General features: G+C 36.9%; 28 protein-coding genes. 8 read left to right on the top strand and 20 right to left on the bottom strand.

Annotation, left to right across the window (positions count from 1 at the left end; translation table 11 throughout):
• Nucleotides 1-6 precede the first annotated feature (6 nt).
• Nucleotides 7-636 (bottom strand): Uma2 family endonuclease, encoded by a 630-nt coding sequence (locus C7H19_RS16170; protein ID WP_106457961.1) that lies wholly within the window; start codon nucleotides 634-636, stop codon nucleotides 7-9.
• A gap of 182 nt (nucleotides 637-818) precedes the next feature.
• Nucleotides 819-2,345: a DEAD/DEAH box helicase gene (locus C7H19_RS16165; protein ID WP_106457960.1), complete on the bottom strand. Its 1,527-nt coding sequence runs from the start codon at nucleotides 2,343-2,345 to the stop codon at nucleotides 819-821.
• Between the two features lie 71 nt (nucleotides 2,346-2,416).
• On the opposite strand from C7H19_RS16165, the gene C7H19_RS16160 reads away from it, so the two are divergent.
• Nucleotides 2,417-2,986, top strand: coding sequence for a Uma2 family endonuclease (locus C7H19_RS16160; protein ID WP_106457959.1), 570 nt, complete (start codon nucleotides 2,417-2,419; stop codon nucleotides 2,984-2,986).
• On the opposite strand, the gene crtD is transcribed toward C7H19_RS16160, so the two are convergent.
• A complete protein-coding gene (gene crtD, locus C7H19_RS16155) occupies nucleotides 2,983-4,491 on the bottom strand; it encodes a C-3',4' desaturase CrtD (RefSeq protein WP_106457958.1) in 1,509 nt (502 codons plus the stop codon). The genes C7H19_RS16160 and crtD overlap by 4 nt on opposite strands.
• 73 nt (nucleotides 4,492-4,564) lie before the next feature.
• A complete protein-coding gene (mnmE, locus tag C7H19_RS16150) occupies nucleotides 4,565-5,935 on the bottom strand; it encodes a tRNA uridine-5-carboxymethylaminomethyl(34) synthesis GTPase MnmE (protein WP_106458016.1) in 1,371 nt (456 codons plus the stop codon).
• A 70-nt stretch (nucleotides 5,936-6,005) separates the two neighbouring features.
• Here mnmE and C7H19_RS16145 point away from each other — a divergent pair, with 70 nt between their 5' ends.
• Complete coding sequence (locus C7H19_RS16145; protein ID WP_106457957.1) at nucleotides 6,006-6,542, top strand: DUF2062 domain-containing protein; 537 nt, start codon at nucleotides 6,006-6,008, stop codon at nucleotides 6,540-6,542.
• Here the strand turns inward: C7H19_RS16145 and dndE are convergent.
• The 3 genes from dndE to dndD all read right to left on the bottom strand — a co-directional run bounded on the left by dndE (nucleotide 6,532) and on the right by dndD (nucleotide 9,727).
• A complete protein-coding gene (gene dndE / locus C7H19_RS16140; protein WP_106457956.1) occupies nucleotides 6,532-6,981 on the bottom strand; it encodes a DNA sulfur modification protein DndE in 450 nt (149 codons plus the stop codon). The genes C7H19_RS16145 and dndE overlap by 11 nt on opposite strands.
• 208 nt (nucleotides 6,982-7,189) lie before the next feature.
• Entirely contained in the window at nucleotides 7,190-7,735 is a 546-nt protein-coding gene (locus tag C7H19_RS16135) for a GUN4 domain-containing protein (protein WP_106457955.1), read from the bottom strand.
• A gap of 3 nt (nucleotides 7,736-7,738) precedes the next feature.
• Nucleotides 7,739-9,727, bottom strand: coding sequence for a DNA sulfur modification protein DndD (gene dndD / locus C7H19_RS16130; protein WP_106457954.1), 1,989 nt, complete (start codon nucleotides 9,725-9,727; stop codon nucleotides 7,739-7,741).
• A 66-nt stretch (nucleotides 9,728-9,793) separates the two neighbouring features.
• Here dndD and C7H19_RS16125 point away from each other — a divergent pair, with 66 nt between their 5' ends.
• The 4 genes from C7H19_RS16125 (at nucleotide 9,794) to C7H19_RS16110 (ending at nucleotide 11,343) form a co-directional block, all read left to right on the top strand.
• Nucleotides 9,794-10,135 carry a hypothetical protein gene (locus C7H19_RS16125; protein ID WP_106457953.1) on the top strand — a complete coding sequence of 114 codons (342 nt, stop codon included), beginning with the start codon at nucleotides 9,794-9,796 and terminating at the stop codon, nucleotides 10,133-10,135.
• Nucleotides 10,132-10,332: a hypothetical protein gene (locus C7H19_RS16120; protein WP_106457952.1), complete on the top strand. Its 201-nt coding sequence runs from the start codon at nucleotides 10,132-10,134 to the stop codon at nucleotides 10,330-10,332. The genes C7H19_RS16125 and C7H19_RS16120 overlap by 4 nt, the downstream gene beginning before the upstream one ends.
• 16 nt (nucleotides 10,333-10,348) lie before the next feature.
• Nucleotides 10,349-10,792 (top strand): DUF29 domain-containing protein, encoded by a 444-nt coding sequence (locus tag C7H19_RS16115; RefSeq protein WP_106457951.1) that lies wholly within the window; start codon nucleotides 10,349-10,351, stop codon nucleotides 10,790-10,792.
• 110 nt (nucleotides 10,793-10,902) lie between these two features.
• Entirely contained in the window at nucleotides 10,903-11,343 is a 441-nt protein-coding gene (locus C7H19_RS16110; RefSeq protein ID WP_106457950.1) for a DUF29 domain-containing protein, read from the top strand.
• Nucleotide 11,344: 1 nt separating this feature from the next.
• Here the strand turns inward: C7H19_RS16110 and dndC are convergent, their stop codons facing one another.
• From dndC to purU, 10 genes are all read right to left on the bottom strand, one after another.
• Nucleotides 11,345-12,988: a DNA phosphorothioation system sulfurtransferase DndC gene (gene dndC / locus C7H19_RS16105; protein ID WP_106457949.1), complete on the bottom strand. Its 1,644-nt coding sequence runs from the start codon at nucleotides 12,986-12,988 to the stop codon at nucleotides 11,345-11,347.
• Between the two features lie 79 nt (nucleotides 12,989-13,067).
• Nucleotides 13,068-14,321 (bottom strand): DNA sulfur modification protein DndB, encoded by a 1,254-nt coding sequence (locus C7H19_RS16100; RefSeq protein ID WP_106458015.1) that lies wholly within the window; start codon nucleotides 14,319-14,321, stop codon nucleotides 13,068-13,070.
• 206 nt (nucleotides 14,322-14,527) lie between these two features.
• On the bottom strand, nucleotides 14,528-15,106 hold the full coding sequence (locus C7H19_RS16095) for a Uma2 family endonuclease (RefSeq protein ID WP_106457948.1): 579 nt from the start codon (nucleotides 15,104-15,106) through the stop codon (nucleotides 14,528-14,530).
• Nucleotides 15,107-15,110: 4 nt separating this feature from the next.
• Nucleotides 15,111-15,512 carry a hypothetical protein gene (locus C7H19_RS16090; protein WP_106457947.1) on the bottom strand — a complete coding sequence of 134 codons (402 nt, stop codon included), beginning with the start codon at nucleotides 15,510-15,512 and terminating at the stop codon, nucleotides 15,111-15,113.
• Nucleotides 15,513-15,519: 7 nt separating this feature from the next.
• On the bottom strand, nucleotides 15,520-17,448 hold the full coding sequence (locus tag C7H19_RS16085; protein WP_106457946.1) for an AAA family ATPase: 1,929 nt from the start codon (nucleotides 17,446-17,448) through the stop codon (nucleotides 15,520-15,522).
• Between the two features lie 5 nt (nucleotides 17,449-17,453).
• Nucleotides 17,454-17,615 (bottom strand): hypothetical protein, encoded by a 162-nt coding sequence (locus C7H19_RS25770; protein WP_181280640.1) that lies wholly within the window; start codon nucleotides 17,613-17,615, stop codon nucleotides 17,454-17,456.
• A gap of 8 nt (nucleotides 17,616-17,623) precedes the next feature.
• Nucleotides 17,624-18,262 carry a restriction endonuclease subunit R gene (locus C7H19_RS16080; protein WP_106457945.1) on the bottom strand — a complete coding sequence of 213 codons (639 nt, stop codon included), beginning with the start codon at nucleotides 18,260-18,262 and terminating at the stop codon, nucleotides 17,624-17,626.
• On the bottom strand, nucleotides 18,259-18,504 hold the full coding sequence (locus C7H19_RS16075) for a ribbon-helix-helix domain-containing protein (protein WP_106457944.1): 246 nt from the start codon (nucleotides 18,502-18,504) through the stop codon (nucleotides 18,259-18,261). Before C7H19_RS16075 ends, C7H19_RS16080 begins: the two co-directional genes overlap by 4 nt.
• Nucleotides 18,505-18,519: 15 nt before the next feature.
• Nucleotides 18,520-20,580 (bottom strand): DEAD/DEAH box helicase family protein, encoded by a 2,061-nt coding sequence (locus C7H19_RS16070; protein WP_106457943.1) that lies wholly within the window; start codon nucleotides 20,578-20,580, stop codon nucleotides 18,520-18,522.
• A 41-nt stretch (nucleotides 20,581-20,621) separates the two neighbouring features.
• Nucleotides 20,622-21,476 carry a formyltetrahydrofolate deformylase gene (gene purU / locus C7H19_RS16065; RefSeq protein WP_106458014.1) on the bottom strand — a complete coding sequence of 285 codons (855 nt, stop codon included), beginning with the start codon at nucleotides 21,474-21,476 and terminating at the stop codon, nucleotides 20,622-20,624.
• Nucleotides 21,477-21,759: 283 nt separating this feature from the next.
• Between purU and C7H19_RS16060 the strand changes: the two genes are divergently transcribed.
• A complete protein-coding gene (locus C7H19_RS16060) occupies nucleotides 21,760-21,972 on the top strand; it encodes a hypothetical protein (RefSeq protein ID WP_106457942.1) in 213 nt (70 codons plus the stop codon).
• 70 nt (nucleotides 21,973-22,042) lie between these two features.
• Here C7H19_RS16060 and C7H19_RS16055 read toward each other — a convergent pair whose 3' ends face one another.
• The 3 genes from C7H19_RS16055 to C7H19_RS16045 are packed head-to-tail and all read right to left on the bottom strand — an operon-like array spanning nucleotide 22,043 to nucleotide 25,171.
• Nucleotides 22,043-23,263 carry a glycosyltransferase family 4 protein gene (locus C7H19_RS16055; RefSeq protein WP_106457941.1) on the bottom strand — a complete coding sequence of 407 codons (1,221 nt, stop codon included), beginning with the start codon at nucleotides 23,261-23,263 and terminating at the stop codon, nucleotides 22,043-22,045.
• The gene (locus C7H19_RS16050; RefSeq protein ID WP_106457940.1) at nucleotides 23,260-24,225 is read right to left on the bottom strand and encodes a GDP-mannose 4,6-dehydratase; all 966 of its coding nucleotides are present in this window, start codon (nucleotides 24,223-24,225) and stop codon (nucleotides 23,260-23,262) included. The genes C7H19_RS16055 and C7H19_RS16050 overlap by 4 nt, the downstream gene beginning before the upstream one ends.
• A 28-nt stretch (nucleotides 24,226-24,253) precedes the next feature.
• A complete protein-coding gene (locus C7H19_RS16045; protein WP_106457939.1) occupies nucleotides 24,254-25,171 on the bottom strand; it encodes a glycosyltransferase family 2 protein in 918 nt (305 codons plus the stop codon).
• A gap of 135 nt (nucleotides 25,172-25,306) precedes the next feature.
• Here C7H19_RS16045 and C7H19_RS16040 point away from each other — a divergent pair, with 135 nt between their 5' ends.
• A complete protein-coding gene (locus tag C7H19_RS16040; RefSeq protein WP_106457938.1) occupies nucleotides 25,307-26,290 on the top strand; it encodes a glycosyltransferase family 2 protein in 984 nt (327 codons plus the stop codon).
• The last annotated feature ends 58 nt before the right edge of the window (nucleotides 26,291-26,348 follow it).

Raw genomic sequence — 26,348 nt, 5'->3', positions numbered from 1 at the left:
CTAACATTAGCTATTTTTGATTTTTTGCCGAAATTCTGTTAGAGCATCAAAAGGATCATCCGCATCGATATAACTAGCCAGTAATTTTAGATCTAAGTTGGGCAATAGTTGGCTTTGAGTCACTTGGCTATATTCACCATTTTGTAGAGAAAATACTAATAAACTTCCTTTTTTCCAAAACCATACTTCAGGAACACCTAAATCTTTATAAACTTTTAATGAATTAACTCCACCACTGGTTAATACAATTTCGATAGCTAAATCGGGAATTTCTTTATCACTTCCGATACAATAACTTTCATCTGGTTCGATTCCTTTAGCTGCCATTTCTGAACGAAGTGTTGTAGAACCCCTAGAATAAAAGCGAATTCCTGTTTCAAACATATAAGCTTCTAATAATATTCCCATGAGTTTTTTACTTATTTCATGACGGCGGCTTGGTGACATAATTTCTAGCATCCCCTCTAAATACGTTATAGAAATTCCTGGACGCTCGCCTAATGTTTCTAGAAAAGCTTCATATTGTTCCCAGGTAACTTGATTAATAATTACAATATGCTCAAAATCGGTATTTCTTAGATCATGTAGCTTGATGAATTGTTCTAAGTAACTGATATCTTGACTAATGGTAAGCATAAATTTTATTTCTAGATTGCTATTAATATTAAATCAGCAAAAAAGTTAGTTAAATTATACCAAATCTGCTATAAAGTTAGGTTTTTTTCTATTTTGTTAGCAAATTATTTTAGCAATTGGGTTTGGAGACCAAACCCCTACTTAAATATGACAGTTTATAAGGATTTGAGATTAATTCTATTTTAGAATATTTTATCGTCTTCTTCGGGTTGTTCTTGATTCTCCGTTTTCCATTGAACAGAAGATTCAGCCGCTTTAGGAAATGGTTTAGGTTTAGATGTTGGAAAAGGAATTAATTCTAATTGTTGGTTATTTGAAGGAACAGAATATTTAGTCTCTTTCTTTTTGCCTTGTCGTCTTTGAGAGGTTTTTTCTTCGCTAGTATCTTCGGCTACTATTTCATACAAAATCGCTATTTTATTTTCTTGTTGGCCTTTTCTTAAAACTCTTCCTAATCTTTGAATATATTCTCTTTGTGAGCCAGTTCCCGAAAGAATAATCGCTACTTTTGCATCGGGAACATCAACGCCTTCATTTAATACATGAGAAGTGACTAATGTTTTATATTCTCCTTCTCGAAAACGAGTTAATATATCATGTCTTTCTTTAACGGGGGTTTGATGAGTAATTGCAGGAATTAAAAATGTTTGTGATATTCGATAAACAGTTGCATTATCATTCGTAAAAATCAAGATAGTTTCGGGATAATGTTCACAGATAATATCAGCGAGAACTCTAAGCTTACCATCGGTTCCTAGGGCAATTTCTTTCGCTTCTCGGTGGGCTAACATTGCTTGTCTTCCTGCGGCTGTTTTCGCACTTGCTTGTACAAATAATTGCCATCCTTGTAGACTTCCTAAAGATATTTTAGATTGACGCAAAAAATCATTACGAGTTTGAATTGCTTTTTCATATCTTTCTCTTTCGGGTGTAGAGAGTTTAACTTTAATTTGTATGATTTGATGTTCTGCTAATGCTTTTCCTGAAAGTTCTTCGGCGGTTTTACGATAAATAACTGCTCCAATTAATTGATCTAATTCTTGATGGGTTCCGTCGCTTCTATCTGGAGTAGCTGTTAACCCTAATCTATAGGGTGCGATCGCATCTTCTGCTATTGTCCGAAAAAAGTCTGTAGGCAGATGATGACATTCATCAAATATTAAGAGTGCGTATAAATTTCCCAAGGTTTCTGAATGAATAGCGGCACTATTATAAGTAGCGATTAAAATAGGACTACGATCTTTAGAACCTCCTCCTAATAAACCGACTTCAATATCAGGAAATGCGACTAATATTTGCTCGTACCATTGGTGCATTAAATCAATGGTTGGAACAACAATTAATGTCGATCTGGGGGTAGATGAAATCGCTAATTGTGCGAGATAAGTTTTTCCAGAAGCAGTGGGTAAAACAACTACACCGCGTCTTTGTGCTTGTTTCCATGCGAGTAATGCTTCTTGTTGATGAGGATAAGGTTTTTTTTCAAAATTAGGGGTTAATTCTAGTGGTGAAAATTCTTTTGCTTGATCAATAATTTCGATTTTTTCGGCTTGTAATGTTTCGATTAATCGGCGATAATTAATGCCACGTATGCGATATTTTTCTATGCGATCGTCCCATTCCGCTAAGTCTAACCACGCTTTACCTTTTGGTGGTGGATGTAAAATTAATGTGCCTCGATCATATTTTAGGATGGGAAGTCGCGCCATAAGTGAGTAATCTATGTTCATTCACGGACAGATTGATCATAATAGATCTTATTCACTTTCAATTCATTTTTATGATTTCCCAGTCAACAAAAACTTTAGCTAAATGGTCGCTTGATGACTATCATCGCATGATTGATGCAGGAATTTTAGACGATCGCAATGTAGAATTATTATCAGGGGAAATTGTAGAAATGACTCCAGAAAGTCCGTTTCATAGAGTTTATGGCGAAGGACTAGCCCATTATCTACGAAATCGTTTAAAAGATCGTGCTTGGGTTAGTGAAGCCCGTCCTATTACTCTAGCAGATTCTGAACCAGAACCCGATATCGCTATTGTAAGACTTCCTTGGTTTCAATACAGTCAGCATCACCCCTATAGTGAAGATATTTTTTGGCTGATTGAAATTTCTGATTCAACACTCAATAAAGATCTTAATGAAAAAAAACAGCTTTACGCCCAAGCAGGTATCTTAGAATATTGGGTTATTGATGTTAAAGCAAAAAAAGTAATTGTTTTCCAACAGCCTGAAGGAATAAGCTATCGTATCCAGTTAGAATACAGAACAGGAAAAATTTCCCCTCTAGCTTTCCCTGATGTCGAAATACCCATCGAAAAAATTTTTAATGGACAAATTATTTAATGCTCAATTTGTCTTACTACGGTTAATGCAGAATAACTAACCCCTGCGGTTCCTTCTCCTGGGTGGGTGGAGTCTCCAACTAACCAAAGGTTTGAAATAGGGGTACGAGTCGCAACACCAAAGGGGCCAAATGTTGGTATTCTTTGTCCAATTCCTCCGACTATTCCTTTATCTCTAGCAGTATATCGCTCAAATGTCAAGGGGGTAGCTGATTCTTGATGAATAATTGTATCGGAAGTGAGGTGAAAGTATGAACTGAGTCGGGCGATCGCTTCTTGGGTATATTGTTGTTTTAAGCTTTCATATTCTTCTTTTGTCCCTTTCCACCAACTAGCAGTATTAGTAAATGATGATGCAATAATTGTCGCTTTTCCGTCGGGTGCGCGTCCATCCCCACATTGACTGACGGAAACAAATAAGGAATTGTTTTCACCAATGGGACCATCATAGTCATAGAGAAATTGTAGATGAGGTGGGCAGTTTTCGGGAATGGCTTCTCGTTTGACTCCTAAATAAATGACGAATGCGCCAGATGGTTCGGGTAATTTTTCGACTCTTTTTTGATAATTCGAGAAATTTTCGGTCATTTCTGCTAGGTTTTGGACGGTGACGTTAGCAACAATTTGATCGGCTTTTTCTATCCATTTTTCCCCTGTTTTTTGGTTTCGGATGGTGACTCCTGTAACTTGACCGTTTGAAGTATGGATAGTTTCAACTGTGTGACGCATCAATAATTTACCGCCATATTTTTCGAGGGCCGTAACTAGACGATCGCTTAATACCTGCATACTTCCTTTGAGGTGATACAATCCTTGTGGGGCTTGGGAAACAGATAAAGCCGTTGCCGCATATAACAGGGCGGTTTCGTCTGCATTAACTTGGGAGTATAGTTTTAACTGTAGATCCAGAAATGTTTTGAGGCGTTGATCCCAATATAAACCATACAGTTTTAAAGCGTCTCCCACCGTCATTAGGGCAAAAGGTACGGTAATTAAAGTATCAGGGCGTAATGCTTGGAAAAGTTGCCAGATATCCCATAGGTTGCGCGGTGGTAATACGGGATCTCGTGACTGAAACCGCCAACTCGCTTGGAATAGCTTAGATAAAAGTTGCCAAAATGGTTCGCTATTAGGAAATTGTTTTTGTCTTTCGGTTTGCCATTTTATAGGATCTCGCCACACTTGTATCGGTTTAGTTTCATTGGGAAGAAAAACGGCACAAGCGGGATCACAATAAGTTGCTTCTGGTAATTCAATTTCTAATTCTTTAAATATACGATGGTGAATGCCTCTTGGTTCTAAACCTGCTACCTGTGTCGCCCCAACATCGAAGGTAAAACCAAATCGTTTAAAAGTTGATGCACAACCCCCAGGTACGATCGCTTGATCGTATATTGTCACCTGATAGCCTCTTTTGGCTAGTAATGCACCTGCGGTTAATCCTCCTATTCCTGCACCGATAACGATAATACGCGCCGCTACGCGGTTCTCTTTGAGATCGCTCATATCCACTTAATGTAATTATGTTTCTTTTTATTAAGATATATTAATTTAGACGCTCTAGGGCTGAGGTTAAATTCTACTTCCCAATACAAAAACGGCTGAAGATTCGGTCTAGTACAGATTCTGTGACTTCTTCTCCTGTGATTTCTCCTAATGCTTGGATGGCACTCCTAAGATCGATCGTCCAAAAGTCTAATGGTAATTGGTTATTCATGGTTTCTTGAACTTGTTCTAAGGCTATTTTTGCTCTTGTGAGGGCGGCGGCTTGGCGTTGGTTGATGGCAATATCTAAGTTTTTGGCACTCAGGTTGTCGCTTTTGACCATTTCTAAGATGGCTTGTTCGAGTTCTTCAATTCCTTGTATATTTGTTGCAGATGTCTTGACAATTTTATGTTTTTGTGTTAAGGCGGCGAGTTCGGGTTTGGCGAGATCAATTTTATTGATGACGAGAATGAGGGGGCGATCGCCGACTTGTTGGTATATTTGTTCGTCTGCGGATGTCCATCCAGTTTGAGCATCGATGGTAAATAAAACTAGATCAGCGTTTTGTGCCGCTTGACGCGATCGTTCTACGCCAATTTTTTCGACTGTATCTTCGGTGTCTCGAATACCTGCTGTGTCTAAAACTTGGATGGGAATACCGCCGACGACTAACTGCGATTCTACCACGTCGCGGGTGGTTCCAGGCAGGTCGGTGACGATGGCTCGATCGCTACGACTCCACGCATTTAATAAGCTTGATTTTCCCACATTGGGACGACCAACGATCGCAATTTTTAGACCACTTCTCAGTAGTTCTCCTCGATCTGCGGTGGCGAGGATCTGATAAACTTGGTGGAGAATTTGGGTGATACTTTCTTGTATTTCTTGTTCGTTGAGTGGGGGTAAGTCTTCTTCAAAGTCTATTCTTGCTTCAATTTCGGCTAGGATATCTAAACAGGTTGTTCTAAGTTTGTGGATGGAATGGGCGAGTTTTCCCTGTAACCCAGATAGGGCAAGTTGGGCGGCTTGAGGTGATTTTGCACCAACTAGATCTGCTATACTTTCAGCTTGAGTCAGATCAAGTCTACCATTGAGGAAGGCTCTGAGGGTAAATTCTCCGCTTTGGGCGAGTCTTGCACCTTGTTCTAAGCACAGTTGTAAGATTTGTTGTACGGGAATAATGCCACCATGACAATGAATTTCTATTACGTCTTCTTTGGTGTAGGATCTTGGGGCTAACATGATGAGTAGTAGCACTTCATCGATGATTTTTTGGGTTTCGGGATGCCTAATATATCCATATAAGACGCGGTGAGTTGACCATTTTTGTTTTCCTGGGGCATAAAACAGGGTTTTGGCGATCTTTAAGGCATTTTCTCCAGATATTCGCACGATTCCTATGCTACCTTGTTGAGGAACAATGGCAGTAGCGATCGCTACTATTGTATCTCCTGGGTTTGATATCACGTTCTTTAATAAGTGGCTAGATTACAATTGAAATTAAGGCATTTATTCTCATTATTACTTTAATCTAATGGCTAGAAAGCATCTTTCTTCGATCTCGATTCGGAAAAAGAGTAAACCTCGGTACAATAGTTGGTATGGCTTAAGGTTTTTTCGCTATTGGTATTTACGGTTTCTTCGTCTTAATGGTCATCCAAAAGAAATTTCTCTTGGTATAGCATCTGGTGTTTTTGCGGGTTGGTTTCCTTGGATGGGTTTACAAATTATTTTTGCGGTGTTTTTTGCTTTTTTGGTTCGAGGTAATAAGATAGCTGCTGCTGCTGCAACTTGGGTTAGTAATCCCTTTACTTATGTGCCGATTTTTGGTTTTAATTATAAGGTGGGAGAATGGTTATTAGGTTTAAGAGATTCTGCGGTTACTGAAAAGAGTTTTGAGCATAGTTGGCAGTCTTTTGATTCAATGATGCAGTTGGGTGGTAATTTTGTGATTACTCTTTTCTTTGGTTCGTTTATTGTGGGTGTTGTTGCTTCTACTTTTAGTTATTTTTTGAGTCTTCGTCTTATTTCTCGATGGCGTAATAAAAGACGAAGAAATCTTATCCCCTAATTCTCGTTTTTTTGTTTATTGAGGGTTTGTCGCGCCATACCCTACAATCTTCGGGTTCTAAGGCATAAATCAGTAAATCTTCGATTTTTTTGATGCCTGGTTCACTTCCAGCTAAATAGCCAATTCCTCGATGTAAATGTAACCGAAATTGTTGGGTTAGGGTTTCTTTATCGGTTCCGAGTCCATCGTTATGACACCGTTGTTTAAGGGCGACTAATAATAAGTCTGCCATTTCTCCCCCAAATACTCGCCATGTCATCTCTAAGTTACTGTCTGCTGGTATGGGTATCGGTGATGGGATACTCGGTTCGGCTAAGGAACGACATAACGCCCAACGACACAGGATATTCCATTGCTCTATTTTGGTGTAGCGTTTCAGTTTGATCAGTTGATCTTTGGCTGTTTGAGATAGGCGAAATCGTTCGATGGGTGATTCCATTTTTTTTTCAAAAGGTCGCAAAAAATTTCTCGATTTTTCTTGCTAGTTTCTTTAATTTCTGGTATATTTAATTTAGGATGTTAAATAATGGGAATATGATTGTCTATTCTCAAACACACAGATTTCCATTATGAAAAAATTTTCGCAGAAATCTCGGCTTTTGTCAAGCCCCTCCCTCTACTTTTTAATGAATTTTTTCCCCCTGAGACTAATTGTCCATGAGACGAGAGAGAAAGAAATGAGTCATTTTTGAGCCATAGGGAGAATTCCACCATTGAGAGGGATGACAGCCTATGGGAGCATTTAAGCTATAGTCTAATTCATCACATTTACGCCATTGGTCTTTCTGTCTCCAGCCTAATTGTTCGCCCCATTGTTCGAGTAATTTTCGGTCATTGGCGATGGTGGTAGATTTATTTCCCCCCAATTTTTGATAGGCTTTTAATTGCGGACTAAAACCAAAACGATTTTCACTGTATTTTAACCAAAGTCTATCGATGACTTTAAGAACATCGAGAGGAAAAAAGACAATATCTTCAGGTCTGAGGTTATCTTGTTCTTTTCCTGTGACGGTTAAAATAATTTTAATAGTTTCTAAGTCTGCTTCAAACCAGTCACCCTCTGCTAAACATTGTTGTAGTTTTTTGTAGCGATAAATATCAGGAACGAGAAGAAACATATCTTCTAAGTATGATATTTTTTCGTTTAGGGTTTTGAGTTGTGTCAGGATTTCATCATAAATCAGATCAGACATAAGCTACCAGAAATAACGATCAGGGTGTACGATAGTTTGACGCTTTTGTGGATTGTATTCTAACAGATATTGTCGTGCGATCGCTTCAGTAGAGTTAAGTTGTTTCACTTCATTTTCGCCAATTTCCGTATCAGTTGAAAGAAGGATAACTTGATGAGATGCAGTCGGGAAATATCTTTCTACTAAATTATTACGGTGAGAAGAATCTAAACGACCTAGAGGAGTGTCTATAGCAATAGGTAAATTTCGTCCCGTTACTCGCGCCAGTCCCCATAAAAATGATATCGCTAGTAGTTGTTTTTCGCCAGCCGATAAACGATGTTTTGGGACGGGTTGACCTTCGGGGTCAAAAAGAGAGAGACTAAAGTTTAGGGTATTAATAGCGACACGGTGAACTAAATTTGATTTGTGTAAGAGATAACGAAAGCATTCGGTTACTTCTCCTTCGAGTTTATTGAGTTTTTTTAGGGTAAGACGTTCTTTAAAGATAGCTAAGGTTTGTTGAACTTTTTCGGCCGATTGAATAAGATGTTCATTATTCTGTTTGTCTAAATATTCTGTTCCGTAAGTACTAAGTTCTTTTTTCGCTTGCTCAAATCTTTTTTGTGCTTCTTGTTGAAGACGAGTAACGGTTACTAATTGTTCTTGAAGATTATAATATTCTTTTTGAGTTTCTTTGACGATGTTATCTAAGCGATCGTATTCTTCGGGTGATGCTGCTGCTGCTAGTTGTCTATCAATATTATCGATTTCTGTCTCTATTTTTTGAATTTGGTTAATTTTTTCTTGTGATAAAGATATTTGAGAGGGAAGACGATGACTTAAAATCGTTTCGAGTTGTTTAAGTCCTTCTTCTTCAAGTCCTAACCAAGGTTCTCCATATTGTATAATTTCTTGCTGTAGAGTTTGGTGATCTTGTTTGAGGAATTTATCTATTTTTTCGATATTTTCTGACGTGAGAGAAAGTTGGATAATATATTCTAAAAGTCTGTGATCTCTATCTTCTAAAACACCTTGAGTAGCTTTAGTTTGTATAACTTTTAATTCTTGTTTTGTTTGTTGTTGTGCTTGTTTAAGTAAAGGTGTAATTAAACCCAAAGGTAACACATCAGCAGAGATATCTCTAAGTTCATCACGAAAGGAATTTACCTGATATTCTAAAGCTTGTTTTTGGATTTCTTTTTCATTTTTATTACTGGCAATTTTACCGCCTTCAGTCCGAAATTTATCAAGAGATTCATGATATTTTTGTTTTGCTTGTTCTACTTGTTCTTGAATAAATTCTAATTTTTGTTCTAAGTCTTCTAGATTTTGTTTTGCTTGCTTAATTTTAGCTTCTATTTCTTCGAGATCAGCAACTTGATTTTTATCGGCTAAACTTTTTCGTTTGCGACTAACTAAAACATCGAGATCAACCGATAATTTTTCGACTAATTCTAAACCTAATAAAGATTGAATTGCTTCGATAACCGTTTGTGGTGGTGTTTCTAGATCGGCAAGTTCTTTAACCTGTTCACCATCAAAAAGAAAGAGATTAGAAATACCCAAAGGTAGTAAGTTTTCTATATATTCATCCCAAGTTTCAGAAAGTGCATCATCAGTCCAATATTCATCAATAATACCTAAATGATCTTTGCCATCTTTTAGATGTTTTGTCCAATAACGAACGATTCTAAATTCTCGCCATTCGTGATTAATAATTTGTTTAAAAGCGAGTTCAATTCTGGTTTGATCTACGGCAGTTGCTTGACTGTTTATAGCTTGAATGAGAAAATCACTATAACTAAGATTATTACGGGTAGAACATTGCGCCCGTTGTCCATATAATGCAAGACGTATCGCATCCATTAACGTTGTTTTACCACCGCCATTCATAGCCCCTAAAAGAATAATTGGTCTGCTTTCATCTGGATTAATTTGAGGGTTTAGATTAATTACTTGACGACCAAAATAGGGACCAAAGTTTTGTAAGACTAATTCCGTGAAAATCATTCAATAAAGAGCATTATTTTAATTATAGTGATAAAATTATTATAAATTAACAAGGTTAATAAATCAATGGCAAAATTGAACAAGGAAATTATTAATCATATTTTTGAATTACAGAATTTTTTTTTAGACAGTACGGATGAAGCAACAAGACTAGAGTTTAATATTTTTGTCCAATTTGGAGAAACAGTAGAAACTATGGCAGAATTAGAAGAATTACAGAATCTAAAAGAACGTGCTTTATTTTACTACGATCGCTTTCATGTTGTGTTAAAAAGGATTTATGAGTTACAGCCGGTAGCCGAGCGTGTTAATCTAGAATTGTTAGATAGAACGATAGCCGAAGCTGAATTAACTATAGATGTTATTCAAGCTAGTCTTGAAGATATTAAAAGGAATTGGAATTTATGAACAATCAACAGCCTAAAATACCTGATGCAGAAACCCGAAGAAAAGAAGTAAAACAATTACGGGAAGTAGTTAAGCGAATGGATGAAGGTATCGCACAATTAGATGATTTAATCGCCAAATTAGAAACGGATATTCAAAACAGTCCATTAACAGCATATCGGTTAAAAAGAATGCAGCAAACGACACAATCTGAGTAAGAAAAGGTAGATTTAGATGAAAATAGAAACAAAAACTTTATACGAACAAGATTTTTATCGGTGGATAGAGACAACCGTTAACTTATTACAAGAGGGAAGATGGACAGAAATTGAAAGAGAAAATCTAATCGAAGAATTAATCAGCATGGGAAAAAGTGAGAGAAATGCACTTAAAAGTAATTTAAGAGTACTCCTGATGCACCTTCTTAAATATCAATATGAACCTGAAAGACGTTCTAATAGCTGGTTGTATACAATTTTTGAGCATCGCAAAAGAATTCAGGATAGTTTACAAGATAGTCCTAGTTTAAAACGATATTTAGAAGAAGTATTTGAGGAATGTTATAAAAATGCAAGGAAAGAAGCATCTTTAGAAACGGGTTTAACTAAAGATAAGTTTCCCCTAAATTCCCCATTTTCTATAGATGAAGTTTTAGACGAAGATTTTCTACCTGTTTGAATCATTCCTCTTCTTGTTGGGTAGGATTATTCAAAACAGTCCATTAACAGCATATCGGTTAAAAAGAATAGAGAAAACGACACAAACTGAGTAAAAAAAGGTAGATTTAAATGAAAATAGCCACAAAAACTTTATACGAACAAGATTTTTATCGGTGGATAGAGACAACCGTCAACTTATTACAAGAGAGAAGATGGACAGAAATTGAAAGAGAAAATCTAATCGAAGAATTAATCAGCATAGGAAAAAGTGAGAAACGACAACTTAGCAGTAGAATAATTACCGTTTTAGAACATTTATTAAAATTAGCTTACTGGGAACAAGAGAGAGACTATAACACCAGAGTATGGAAGAATACTATCATTGAGCAACGGAAAAAGATAGAACTAATTTTAAGAGATAGTCCTAGTTTACGTTCTCAGTTGGTGGATATTTTCCCTGAATGTTATCAAGATGCTAAAGAGGTGACACAGAGAAAAACAGGTTTATCGTTTCCTGATAAATCTCCTTTCACTATAGAACAAGTATTAGATGCTGATTTTTTTCTCTAAATCATTCCTCTTCTGGTTGGGTAGGATATTTAAGATTTGCCCAAGATAAAGATAGTTGTTTATTCGGGTTTTCCTTTTCTTTTACGGGTTGTTGAATGACTTTTTTGGTATTTTCTTGGGAATTGTCTTTTGCTTGAATAATTTCTTTGAATGCGTCGATATTACCAGACTCAGAAGATATTTTTATGTCACGATGTAAATGAGCGTTTTTAATAGCATCATCTTTTTGACGAGAACTTGAATCAAAACATTTTTCTAATTCTTGATAGATTCCTTTACGGTGAGACTTAGCATAAAATTGACGTTCAGTATCGAGTAATTTCGCCATTAATTCCAAGTGCATTGTATCCTCTTGACAGATATCCGCTAAAATGTCCCATTCATCGCTACCGAAAACATGGTTATCGACGACAAGACGAGTATCTTGATAGGGTTCTTTTGTGACTTCCTCGTATATTTTGGGTAAACTGTCATCAAATTCGTGTTTTTCTTCCAACCAGATACGACGAATTTCGCTAAGTTCTTCGGGCATAATAAGGGTAATATCTTTGTACTCATCTGGAGCGTTATTTCTTACTTGTACTTGTGCTTCGAGGACTCGTTTTAACCAATATTCTCGCCATTTTTTCGTATATGGACCGGGTATCGGTTCGATAGATATTCCTCCATTTAGGTTACGTTCAAAGAGTTGAACTTGTCCGTACATACGTCGGAAGTCTCTTTTATCTCGGTCATCTAGAATATCCAGTTCATCACGAATGTCTGTTAGAGGTTGTAACCATTCTTTCTCTTCATCATTTTGAATCATCACTGATAAAGACGTATCTTTATCGACTAGAGTACACACCCAACAACCAAAACGAGAACTACCACAACTTGGAGTAGAAGTATCTACAACTAATGGACATTCATTATCTGCTGATGCACCTCGATACAATGTAAATAAATCATTATTACTGCTTCCCCAGGGATTCTCCCACTGCATCAAATACATCCAAACTTCATCAGTTCGCCAATCTTCTATAGGGCTGTAAACTAGAGAGTTAGGAAGACTTGCATTAGGACTAAGATGATCTCTTAATCGTTTTTTCTCTAATTCCGTCATAACTTTAGCACGTTTGGTACTTTCAGTTTTTCGAGTCCCCAAAACAAGAATCGTTTCACCACTGGTTTTGATTACGTCCAAAATAAATCGATTAGAAGCATTAATTTTTAATCTTCCTGTACACCATCGGAATTGAAGACGAGGTGCTGGATAACCTTTACCGATCAAACCAACCCAATATCTATCTTGGAGTGCTGGATAGAGCAAATGAGGTTGAAGCGGCATTTTTTGTTCTTGTGCTGCTTGTTCAAGCTTTTCAATCGATTTCCTGACCCATGAAGAAAGGATCGGATTTTCTACCAAAGTATCTGTAGTTATGACATGAATGGTTTTATGTCGTTTCTCTTGTGGTAAAGCAGCGATCGCATTCCACACTAACTGTAAAACTGCTGTACTATCTTTTCCCCAGGAGACTCCAATAATCCAAGGAATTTGATCAAGACAGTATAGATCTTGAATTTCCTTAGTTAGAGTTTTAACATCTTCAATAAATTCAGTAACGGTACGAGATGGAAAGAGAGATGCTTGAGATACGGTCATATGGAGTTCTGTTACTGGTAAGGTGAGCATTAGTCCACCCTACCAGTTTATCTCTAGCTACGGATATTTAATATATAGACTAGAGCAAATTAATTCCTGTAAGTTCTCTTACCTCATTGATAGCAACTTTAACAGCTTTATCGACTGCTGCTGTTTGAGTCACGATTTTTTTGCTACCACTACCATCATCAATAACAACGGTATTTTCCCATAGTGGATTATCTCGACCATAGTCTAGACTAGCGAGTGCTTTGATTAAAGTCTCTTTTTGAGCATAAGTAAATTCTTGTCCAAAGAAAATACGATGACCCACTCGACTAATAATCTGAAAACCGACTGTAAGAAAATCGATTCTTTGCTGTCTGAAAGCATATAGGTCAAGATTAGCGGTTTGTGAAGCAGGTTGCAAGAGAAGTTTCCATATCTCATTATTTTTAGCAAATTCCATATAAAAAGTTTCTGCTCGTTCTACCATTGCTTTAAATTCACCATTGCTTAAATTAGAACGAGATTCAATCACTTGCTTACGAGATGAACCAAAAAGAAATTCAGCAACACCGATTTTAAGCTGATTCATAGTAAACAAATAATTAGGATCTTTTCCTATTGTCTTAGAAATTTTATCAACGCGACCACTAAAAATAACTAGATTTTTTGCTATGTCACGAGTTAATTTTGCTAAAACATCGTTCACATCAAATGCAGCTAGTAGTGCAGGAGGTATAGGTTTATTTTTTGCACAGTCAGCAAAATCTTGATGAATTTGATCAACATCATCTTCTTGAACAACTAAAACAGTTACACTATCTTTCCGTAGCTCTGGTTTTTCTGGTAATACTTTTTTAATTGCTTCTAGACGATGTTGTCCATCCGTGACATATAACTCTACATTACTAGAAATTACCGCATATCCAAATTTAACAACTCCCTCACCAAAAGCAAAGACCTTAATTGGTGTATTTGTGTTAAAAATAAACGGTGGTAGGATATAGTTATCTGTCTCTAGCAGATATTTGGCAATTTCTTCAACATGTGGACGAATAATAGGACGATTGATCAATTCATCTGCATTTGACTTGTTTTTTTTGGCCTCAGCAGTTTGCAATCTTGCTAATTCGAGTAACACAGTTAAGGATAAAGAAAAACTTAGATGAGTTCGTCCACCTTGCTCGTAAACATGACAAGCAAAAGATCTTGCACCAGATGTAGTAGCGTCAGCAAATGCTTGCATTTGTGCATCTAGTTGTGTAGGCAATAAAATAATACGAGCAGAAGGACGCTGTGTATTATTGTCGTTCCCATTCGGGTTGACATCTGATGCAGTTTGCAACATAATTGACTCCAGAAATAAAATTAATTGCGATTCTTCCTGAGATGTATTTACTAGATACATAATTCTCAGGAAATTTTGCTTTATACATACAATAATATTAAGGCTTGCTCAAATAAATGTCAATTTTTTGGCTTTTGCAGTCCAAACTTAGACTGCTGAATAGAAAAAAGTCTATATTTATCTTAAAAACTAAACCCCTACAACTCTTACTTCCATAACTCCTCTAACTCCATAACGAACCCAAGAAGAACGTCTTCACCCGATAAACTAACTGGATGCTGTAATATCTCGACTGCTTGACCTTGACGATAGATTTCAACTACTTTATTTTTTGGGTCAATTAACCAACCTAACCGTAACCCATTATCTAGATACTCTTGCATTTTTTCCCGCAAAGTCTCAATACTATCCGTTTTTGAACGTAATTCAATCACGAAATCGGGACACAATGGAGGAAATGAGTCTTGTTGTTCTGGGGTCAGATTATCCCATCTCTCTTTTAACACCCAAGCTGCATCGGGGGAACGGTCTGCACCATTAGGAAGATGAAACGCTGTAGAAGAGTTAAATACAATACCTAATTTATTCTGACGGTTCCATAACCAGAGTTGACCTTCTATTTCTATATTTTTTCTCCCTGTAGTTCCTCCTGTGGGTGGCATAATGATAAGCTGTCCTGTAGCAGTTCGTTCTAAATGTAAATCTCGGTTAGCAATGGCTAATTGTTCAAATTGTTCTGAGTTGACTTTTAAATTATCTGGAATATTAAGGGTACTAAGTTTCATAATTTTAGGTTTGGACGAGACGACGAATATCATCTTGTATCTGAATACCGACTTTACCATCCCAACGCTGTTTTAGGGTTTTGAGTCCTGCTTCTGCGTACTGGGTGAGAATATCAAGAATTTCTCGACTATCGGAGGGTAATGACTCTCCACGACGCTGACGGATAATATGGATGCTTGCTTCTAATGCGAGTCGGATATCTTCATCAATCAGACTTAATGATACTAATTCTGAACGTCCAGAAGGAAGGGGAACTATTTCTAAGTTGTGTTTCATTGCGTAGGATGCTGCAAAAACAAACGCATCAATCATCCGACTAAAAGACCCGTTATTTTTTAGGACATCTAGATATCCTTTTGCTTCGGGTGTCGGACGAACGATCGCATTAGGGTCAAAATGTTGCATAGTATTATTATGATTCGACGATAGATGTATCTTCACTGGCATTTTTCCGACGAATATGGTGGGTTTCGGCGAGATATGGCTGTAATTCCTCTAATAATGTATCAGGGAAATCTCGGTCTGTGGCCAATAAAATGACTTGTGACGGAATTGAACAAATAGATTTGACAATATTCGTTTGATGTGCTATGTCGAGATGTCCGAAAGGGGTATCCATCATTAGCGGTGCGCCTGTATTTGATGCTAGATTTAATCCAGTGATAAAAGCGAATGCGAGTGCTTCTTTTTCTCCCGCGCTTAAGTCTTCTGGGTTGATGAGTTCTCCTGTAACGGTTTGTACACCAAGGGTATAGTTATTTTTTATTTCTATCCCGATATATTCTTCGGGTTTGTTGGTGACTTGTTGGTGTCGTTCGGTGGTATGTTTTTCGATATCGTTTTTACTTTGATTGATGTACCAGTTAATAAGTTCTGTTGATGCTTCTTTGAGTCCTGTTGCTAGTTTAACTTGTTTGGCTAGGGTTGCGGTTTCTTTATTTTGTCCTGCTAAGGTTTCGATGGTTTGTCTGAGGTTTTTTTCTTTTTGCTTCAGTTGTTCGATTTCTTTGGTCAATCTTTCGATTTTATCGCTGGTTTCTTGGACTTTTTGTTCAGTTTGTCCTACTTTTCTCCATATGTCGTCTGCTTCTTGCTGATTTGTTCCTTGGGTGTCGTTTTTGAGTCGGGTTATTTCTTGTTTGAGGTTGTCGATGTCATCAGAAATACGATCGCGTATATTTAAAATCTGATCCAAATTGGGTCTATGATATTGTAAAAGGAGAGATAGTTTAGTTTTTAGCTCATCTTGTAATAACGTTTCTTGGGTTAATTTTCCCATATTCTCGATTTGTGCTAATTGTTCTCGTATGAAGTTACGTGAATTTTCATCCAAACAACGACCACACAAACAATTTTCCCTATCCAATAATTCTTGTAATTGCTTTACTGATACAAATGAACGAGTTGTTTTAATCGTTTTGCGTTGTAATTCTTCGACCATTTCTTGGACAAATTCTAGCAAAAAGGGTAACGGTGCTTTCCTTATGGCGTTTTCGACATCTTTTTCGGCACTTTTAAGCTTTTCTTTGAGTAAGTCTTGTTTTTGTTCTAATTTACTAATCTCTTCTAGCTTACCGCGTAAATCTTCGATTTGTTTGGCTCGTTCTTTCGCGTCTTGATGTATCCTCATGTTTTCGACTAGAGTTTGTTTCGCACTTTCTAACTGTCCGTCTCTAAGTTCGATATCACTCTGTATATCCTGTAATTGTTTTATATTATGCTGTAATTTCTGATTTGCTTGGGATAAGTCCTTTATTTTCTTTTCTATACTCTGTAATGCTTTCTCAGAATCCGATTTTAGATTTTTGAGTTCAGGAATACCTAAAATCTTTTCTATTGCTTCTTTAGTTTCGTTGGTGTGTGTCAGTTTCGCATATTGTTCTATTTTCACCCCATCGAAGAAGAAAAAATCCTTACACAAACGAGGTAATAGACTATCAATATATTCTCTGGAATTATTCTGATAATTCCCATCTTGGTTAAAGGTTGCTTCTGCTATCTCTGCATACTCAGTTGTACCGCGCACGATTCGTTTAGCAGTCCTACTGATAAAATAATTCTTACCGTTGGTGGTTTCATGGAAAGAGAGTTCAACCGATAATTCAAGAGTCGGATTTTTTTTCACTGCCACTCTATTAAAATATCTATGTAAATCTTTAGTGGGTATCCCTTCACTTCCATAAAGACACCAGACTATCGCTTCTAGTAATGATGTCTTTCCATAACCATTTTGACCGAAGATAATCCAAACATGACGATTATACTGAGTATTGAACCGTATTTGCTGTTTTTGATAACATTTCCAGTTATTTAGACGAATTTGCCTGAGATGCAATGACATAGGATTTATTGAGAGGAGTCTGTGTATCGTTCTATCAATTCGATTAACTTCGGTACTAATCGACGATTTTCTAAGTTTACCTTTTCTTTTTCTAATCTCATAGCCTCTTTAAACAGTTCTTCAGGAATGTTATATTTAGCTGCGAGTTCTTTAATTTTTTCATCCATATAAATACTTATTGTTGAGATACCGCTTTAAGAACTTGTAATAATTCGATCGCCGAAGTCGTGTACATTAAATCTAAGATAGGCATTAATTGATACTTAGATGGATTCCCCAAACATACTCTAACAAAAAGATACTGTAATCCATTGGTGACTAATCCCCACACAACCGACTGTTGAGCTAGACTACTATAAGCATAAGTGAGTAACTGTGGTAAACCTTGACGAACTTCTATTGCACTTTCTTTCGCTTCTATGACTAAAATCCAAAAGGGGATATTATTGATCGTGGGTTTTTCTTTATTCACCAGAACAATATCTAATCGTCCTGTAATAATTGTCTCCTCATCTTCGATTACAATATTTTCTATTCCTTCCTCGACTTGTATTTGCATCGGATAATGATAAAACCCAGCAAGACGCAATAGAGGAAATAAGGTTATTGCTTTGATTTGTCCTAGAAATGCTTTTCTTTCTCTTAAATATGAACGAAAATCATTACGAATTTGTAGCAGTTCTGTTTTTTCTGATTCGCTTACGGGTAAGAGTGAGAAAAACTTACTAAAAGAAACCTCTTCATACTTTTCTACCAGATTTAGTAAACGATGTACATCTTCTAACGTAAGTTTTTTTGCTTGTATAGTAGTCATACTCCTCCGCGATAAGCTTCAATTTCTTTGGTTATTTCCTCATCAGTAATTTGCTGTACTTCTGGTATTGCTTGTGTTTTATCAAATAAATTTTTTACTTTCTGACTTAACTCCTGACGACGCTGACTCGTTTCTAAAAGTTGTAAAGCTTTTACGATAACTTCTTCTGCTGTTTGATATTTACCAGTTTTTAGCTGAGTTGTAATCAACTGTTCTAGTTCAGATGTTAAAGTAATATTCATTTGTTTATACCTCCCTTATAGTAAATCAGAATAGCTAATCCCATAATGCCCCAATTCTTCTACTAATCTAACAATAACTTCGGATTGATTCTTTGCCCCACGTGCAAAATAAATGACTCTTTCAATTTCAGAACGAATCAGTTGACCTTGTTCATGGGGAGGAACAACGATAACATCAATTAGGGTAGCAATTTTTTTATCTGGTGCAGCACGAAGAATTCTACCGCGTCGTTGAATAAACTGTCTTTGGGATGTATCACTCGCTAAAATAATTCCTTGACTCACAGACGGAATATCTACCCCTTCATCTAAACACTTCACCGCAACTAAAGCATCTAAGTTTCCTTGTGCAAGTTGTCTAAGAATCTGTGGACGGTTAACATCAATAGATGAATATCGTGCTACTCTATATCCTTGTTGGGTTAATCTCTGACTCACTTGGGTTGCTTGATGGATATCTGCACAATAAATCATTGCTTGTTTTAGGGGATAATCTTGTACAATCCGAGAAAGTATGTCTAATTTTGCAGTTGCAGACTTAATCAGACGTGCGCGTTGAATGGCTAATTTTTTGAGATTAATCTGATTATCTTCGCCTTTTTTTTGCAGTAAACGTCCTAATTTCGCGCTAATCTGTTGAAATTTAGTATGTTCTTCCTCCGTTAGACTTGTAACATACACCGCATAATCATACTGACACAAGATACCTACTTTAATTGCATCTTCTAAGCTAAACTCATAGACAATTCCCCCAAAATAATCTAAAACGGTTTCTGTACCTTCTTCATCATAGGGACGTAAGGGTGTTGCAGATAAACCCAAACGATAAGGAAAATCTTCTCTAAGGATGCGTCGATATATTCCAGAACCGGTAGAATGAACTTCATCTGCAATAATTAAAGATTCTTCGGGTAATCCTCCTGCATCTTCTATTAAATCTGCAATCCTAGTTTTAGACAACTCGCTATAAGTTCCCAAAACAACGATCGGTAATCGTTCACGCGGTAAATTATAATGATGGAACAAACGTAATTTTCTAAATAATATTTCTCTCCATTGTTGCGACTCTCCCATCGCTACCACAGAAGCATATAAACTGGTTTTCTCTTCTAATTCTCCCATCCACTGTAAGATAATCTCCCGTGTTGGTGCGCCAATTAGGATAAAATCGAGATGAGAAAGACGCATCATCCCTACTATCGCAGTCAGGGTTTTACCTGTACCTGTAGCCATTGCTAGAATACCACGATAATTCTGTTCTTCCCATGCTTTTAGGGCATTCTCTTGTAAGGGACGTAAGGTTATATTTAGATAAGGTTGTGAATGTACACGATAAATATTTTTATCTTCTTTTACTCTATATGTGGGTGAAGGGGGACGAAATTTTAGTAATGATTTAGCTGCAGCAGTGGGAAAGTCTATAATCTGAATATTCTGTGTCTGATTCTCCCACAATGAATTAAAATGTTGTATTTTCCTTAGTGTACGTTCTTTTTCTTCTCTCTTCCAAGAACAAAATACATCGATACATTCAAAATTATCTTGCAAAGCGGTATAACTTTCATTCGCTGAACCTGTAAAAGCGATGGTATTACCGTTTATATCGGAAAATAAACCCAATTTCTCGTGATAAATTCCATTTTTACTAATATCGATCGCAATTGCCAGTTTAATCTCTAAAACTCCCTGACTCATCAACCACGCTAAACAAGCTAATCTATCTCTAGCAACACTATTAAACTCTTGTGTTAATTCCCGTAAAACTGCTTTACTAATAACTTTTTCTTTTTCCTGTAACCCTGTCATTATCGCTTGTACATCTTCTGGAGTTAAATAAGGAGACGCGACTAAACGCATCTTACCCCCCATGCGAATTAATCCCGTTAATCCCCTCGCTACCGCTACAATAGAACTACTAGAAAAGTATCCCACTGCACGACAATACAAGACTGATTTTTCTAAGCAAGGTAAATAAAAATCCTGAATTAGATTATGTCGATCGCTCCGATATTCTTCTAAGATGTTTAGATAAGCTAAAGACTCATCATGATACGTCTCTACGTTATACTTTCCCACGTCACACTATCTCAAACGGTTATCTTGAGTATGCCCAATATCTAAGCAAAAACTACTGTTCTATTTCCATACACTAATATCCGATTCTGTAAATGTAACCGAACTGCACGCGCTAAAACCACTCTTTCTAAGTCTTTTCCTTTGCGAATTAAATCTGTTACAGTATCCCGATGACTTACTCTGACGACATCTTGTTCTATAATCGGTCCTTCATCTAAATCGGCCGTAATATAATGTGCTGTAGCACCTATAATTTTTACACCTCTATCATATGCCCTCTGATATGGATTCGCCCCCGCAAATGCCGGTAAAAAAGAATGATGAATATTTATCACATTGGGAAAATAATTAATAAACTCTCTTGTCAATACCTGCATATATTTCGCCAAAACCACCAAATCTATTTTATATTCTCTTAATATTTCTAACTGTCTCGCTTCCTGTTGGATTTTATTTTCGCTACTAATCGGAAGATGAAAAAAATTAATCTCGAATTGTTCCGCAATGGATTTTAGTGTGTTATGATTAGAGATAACAAGGGGAACTTCTGCGGCAAATTCCCTAGATTTTGCACGCCACAATAAATCCAGTAAACAATGATCTTGTTTAGTAACCCAAATAGCGATTCTGGGTATTGTATCAGAGAAATGAAGCTGCCAGACGGCTTGTAGAGGTTTAGCGATCGCAGCAAAAGCGGGTGAGATAACATCTCTGGGTAAATTAAAGCCATCTAACTGCCATTCAATTCGCATGAGGAATAGACCTGCCGAAAAATCCGTATGTTGATCGGCATGAATAATATTACCGCCATTGGCATAAATAAAATTAGCGATCTTAGCCACTAAACCTTTTTGATCGGGACAAGAAATTAATAAAGTAGCGGTAGGACTATTCATGATTAGATTGCTAAAAATGAGTTCAAAGTGAAGAGATAATCCTTGTACGTTTCGGACTCTTTTCATTGTAAGCAAGATAGACAAAGATCATTTATTAATATAAATTACGGTATTGCAAAGAAAAGTAAACAATTATGAAAAAGAAGAAAAGGTTTTCTAGATTACAAAATATGTAACCAATTTAAAGACTGTCACAGAAACTTTTACAATAAATCTAACATCCATTTATTGTAATAAATAACAATTTTCTTGCTGAGGATGCTAGAGGTGTAGGAGGACTGTAATGCTAAAACGTATATTTTGGGCAGCATCAATAACAATTCCACTATATCTGTCGATTGCGATCGAAAGCTCATCTAAACCCGAAAATATTAGCGAGCAAATCAGCCAACAGCCTCATTATGTTCTAGGATATTTAAAACAAAAATTCTCACAATTCCAACAAGAATTAGAACAAACACCCGCATCATCAGTCAAAACCAAACTGGATCAATAAATATAATTGTAGGGGAACGGGTCACCAAACCCTATTAAAATCTGGATTAAGAAACTAAATCCTTACATAATTATGATGGAGTTCCTGTAATCAATTGTGTATATTGTTTCCCTAAATATTCCCAAGTATATTCTTGTTCAATCAAAACGCGTCCATTGTGAGATAATCTTTCTCTAAGGGGTGCATCTTCAAACAAACGACTAATAGCTGAGACATATTCTGATACCTGATTAGCACGTAAAGCTCTAAGCGGTACATTAGAACTATCAACGGACAAACCTTCCAAAGCGCGATCGCTTCCGACGACAGGTACACCAGCAGCCATTGACTCTAAGGTTTTAAACTTCATGCCAAAACCCGTTCTTAGGGGAATAACAGCAACAGTAGCTTGATGAAGATATTCTGCAATAGAAGGAACTCTCCCCGTTACCGTAATACCAGGGCGTTTCGCTAAAGCAAGAACTTCAGGAGAAGGTTTAGAACCCACTAAAGTTAAAGTCGTATCAGGATATTTTTCTTGTACTAACGGTAAAATTTCTTGACCCAAAAAAACCGCCCCATCGATATTAACAAAATAATCTAATCCGCCGACAAACACTAACCGATGTCCACCTGGATCAGACTTTCGGTAAGGAAAAATACTTAAATCTACACCATTGGGAATTAAAGAAACCTCGCCATCGGGTGCAAATTCTTTCATTTGTCGTTCATCTTCATCAGTAGTGACAACAATTTGAGAGAATTTACAGATAGTTTGCCTTTCATAACGACGGAGTAAAGGGAGAAATAAGCGATCGCGTAACTCATTAGATGATGTTTTCGTTTCTAACTGATTCTTACACGTCCGATACACCGAACTATGAATATCAATCACCGTTCTAAGCTGATCTTGCCACTGTGGACGTATAAAAACCTCATTCGCGCTATGTTCTGCGGTGATCACCTGAAACTGATTAGTTTTAACAGCTTCATCGATCCAGTCTTGCATTGCCCCATTAAATTGGAGAAAACGCACATTAGGCGGTGTTCCTGAGAGTAAAAACTGACCGATATTTTTAATTTTACCCAAAATATTCGGATTAACATCAACAGGACGAGGAAAAAGGACTAATTGATCAACAAACTGACTTAACTTTTCTACATCTTCATCACTAATATCAGGCGATCGCTGTGTCACCAAAGTGATGGGAACCTCTTGTGATATCATTTTCAAAAGATTAAAAGTTCTGCCATGAGTTCCCCCTTTAGTCGGTGGATAAGGAAAAGTCGAACTAATCATCAAAATCTTCATAGATCGCCCTGCATCTTACTTTCAACCATCATCCGAACAATATCAGTCATTTTAGATTGAGCTTGCCAACCTAATTTTACTTTAGCCTTTGTCGGATTTCCGCGACTAATAGCCAGATCCGTTGGACGTAATAAACTCGCATCCGTCGATACATGATCTTGCCAATTTAAACCCACTGTAACAAAAGCCTCTTTGACAAAATCCTCTAAAGTGCGACTTTCCCCAGTAGCGATCACATAATCATCGGGCTGATCATGTTGTAACATCAAGTGCATTGCTTCGACATATTCAGGAGCCCAACCCCAGTCGCGTTGAATAGAGATATTACCTAAATAAAGCTTTTGATCACTACCTTTTGCGATACGACTTGCTGCAGCAATAATTTTTTGTGTCACAAAACGTTCAGGACGTAAAGGCGAATCATGGTTAAATAAAATACCTGAACAAGCAAAAATCCCATAAGCTTCACGATAATTAGCCACCTCCCAAAAAGCTGCCGACTTAGCTACAGCATAGGGACTTCTGGGGCGAAAAGGCGTAGATTCATCCGCCGCACAATCTCCAATATCGCCAAAACATTCACTCGAACCAGCATTATAAAAGCGAATAGGTTCACCCGTAAAACGAATGGCTTCTAAAAGATTTAAAGTTCCTGTAGCAATACTTTCGAGGGTTTCGACGGGTTGATCAAACGACAAACCTACCGAACTTTGTCCCGCTAAATTATAAACTTCATCGGGTTTAATTTTTAGTAAAACCTGTAACACACTGCGAAAATCGTTGAGAGAAACTGATTCTAACTTAACTTGATCTTTTATACCCAAACGAACTAAATTCCGAAATGAGGAAACTTGAGCATCTCGTGAAGTGCCACAAATCGTGTATCCTTTGTTGAGGAGCAATTGAGCTAGATATGCGCCGTCTTGTCCTGAAATTCCGCAAATTAAAGCTTTTTTAGTCATTTTATTCTATATTTTGAATTCTGTTTTTTCAAAGGGTGAACATTCCTTTAATGGCTTCACTCAAATAGCCAATTTGTCCATAAGCATAGACTAAATTATCAAAACGTAACGAAGGATTATTTATATATTTCACGGCTTTATATAAACCTCTAACCATGCGTTCACTTCCCCGCGAAATCTGTCCTAAACCAGTTCTACCGGCGATTTCTTCCCGATAATGTTCACTTACTCCTTGCCACCAACTCCGTTGTAAAAACCAGTTTGGGTTAATGCGATCGCTTGACACATGATGTTCAACCAAAGCATCTGGCAAATATACCACCTGCCAACCTTTATTTAAAGCTAATTCCGTCATATATAATTCTTCATTGGAAAGTAAACGTTTGCCAATCCGTCCGAGATTAGGATCAAACCCCCCCACCTGTTCTAAAAAAGTACGTCTGAGTGAGTAATTTACGCCTCTAGGGGTGAGATTCGGCTGGTCAATGAAGGCCACCTTATCCCCTAAATCAAACGCCCCTAAACCACCTGCAAGGCTCTCTGACATCCATTGTGGCGGGGTTTGGTTATTAGGCCAAATTAGGGTTACTTTGCCTCCTGCGATCGCTATTTGTTCATTTTGGGTATAAGCTTGTAGTAAAAGGCGTAACCATTGGGGACTCGCCACCGCATCATCATCGAGATAGGCTAGGATGGGGGCAACGCTTTCTTTAGCCCCAGTATTGCGGGCTACCGATAAACCGACGACTGGTTCATAAACGTATTTTAAACGACGATCGTCTAACCGTTGTTCGACAACTTCTGATGTGCGATCGCTTGAGCCATTATCGACAACAATTATCTCATAATCATCACAGTCTTGAGTTAACAGACTATCGAGGGCAAACTTGAGAAAATAATCTCGGTTATAGGTGCAGATGATCGCAGCAATTTTAGGAGTAGACATCATTTATCAGATGAAAGCTATTTAATTAGTTAATTTATCGTATGTTTGACGCAAAACTTGTTTATAGCGTTGCAGATTGACAAAATCGAATCGACAATAGAAGATAGGGACTGTGAATGCGATGTGATCCAGTATATGCCTAAAGTCTCAATTTGTATTCCTACTTATAATCGTTCTCATTATTTAAGATATTCGATTTTTAGTGTTTTAAATCAAACTTATACTGATTTTGAACTGATTATCTGTGATGATGGTTCAACCGATAATACAGCCGAAGTGGTGAACTCTTATAATGAGCCACGTATTAATTATATCCGTCATCCCCAGAATATCGGCAGAAGTCGTAATATGCGATCGGGTTTTGATGCTGCGACGGGAGATTATTTTATTAAATTCGATGATGATGATGGTTTAACACCCGAATTTCTGGAAAAAACTGTTAATATTCTCGATAATCATCCTCAAATCGATTTTGTTTGTACGAATCACTGGATTATTAATAAAAATAGCGAAAAAGTCGAATCAGCGACCCAAGAAAATTCATTAAAATGGGGAAAATCTCAATTACAAAATGGGTTAATACCTGATTTACTCTGGCAAACTTTTTCTCATCAAAGTTTACAAGTTGGCTCAACTTTGTTTCGTCGAGAATGTCTAAAAGACGTAGATTATATGCGTCCGCAGGCTGATGGTTGTGAAGATTTTGATTTATTAGTTAGATTAGCTATTGCAGGCAAACAGGGTTATTTTTTACCCGAATATTTAATGGAGTATCGCTTTCATGGTGGACAAACTAGCCTCAAACAAGGTATTCATTTTTTAAAAGCAAAAAATTTTTGTATCAATAGCTATCATTTTACTGATGAAAAATTAGAACAAGAACGTTTGAAAAAGTTAGCAATTACTCAACAATCTTTAGGATTCAAATTGATTGAAAAGGGAGACACGGAAGAAGGAAGAAGATTATTAGAAAAATCTTCGGAAATGTTGGGGACTTCGCAAAAGACTAATTTTGGACTATTTTTATCTTATTTTCCCGTAAAAGTTCGTCGAATGATTTTTGATTTATTTCGCAAAATACGACCGAAAGATTATACAGAACAAGTTAGAATTAATTAATATTAAATATCAAAAAAACTTGGGGTTTTGGTTTCCAAACCCTGAGTAAATCATTGTT

Source organism: Aphanothece hegewaldii CCALA 016 (assembly GCF_003007785.1).
Lineage (GTDB): Bacteria > Cyanobacteriota > Cyanobacteriia > Cyanobacteriales > Microcystaceae > Chroococcus > Chroococcus hegewaldii.
Note: the sequence above shows the minus strand (reverse complement) of the source record. Positions and strands in the feature narration are given on the sequence as shown.